The 392-nt window shown below is 56.9% G+C and carries 1 protein-coding gene; it reads right to left on the bottom strand.

The genetic code is table 11. The annotated features are described in order from the left end of the window. Positions 1–195: 195 nt before the first annotated feature. The coding region (locus tag P0D89_RS54175; protein ID WP_408371564.1) for a hypothetical protein at positions 196–392 on the bottom strand (197 nt) is incomplete at its 5' end.

Raw genomic sequence — 392 nt, 5'->3', positions numbered from 1 at the left:
CTACAACTGGTTGCGGGTTTCGATCGGAATCAGGGTCGCGCTCCTTAAGGAGAACGCAGGATTGCATGGATAGGGTGCGGCAATGCGGGCGATGGGGGATGATTGGCACCGCGATGAGTGTGGTTTCGCGATGCAACGGACGAGCAGAATCACGGCGCGGTGCACCGGACTTTAAACACATCCTCGAGGGTGAAATCAGCCCCGGCAGTAGTGCCGCAGATTGATCATCGTATAGGCAATGGTTTTGAATGCGTAGTGCAATTGACTGAGACGTTCAAAGCGCAGCAGCAGGCGGCGGAACTTGTCTTCCCAGGCGAACAGCCGCTCAATGGTACGGAACCGCTCTTCGAAGATGGTCGGATCGAACAGCGGCTTGCGGCCTCGTTTGGGTC

It is taken from the genome of Paraburkholderia sp. RL18-085-BIA-A (assembly GCF_046027075.1).
Classification (GTDB): Bacteria; Pseudomonadota; Gammaproteobacteria; order Burkholderiales; family Burkholderiaceae; genus Paraburkholderia.
The sequence above is the reverse complement of the archived record's forward strand: the minus strand, read 5'-3'. Positions and strand labels throughout refer to the sequence as shown.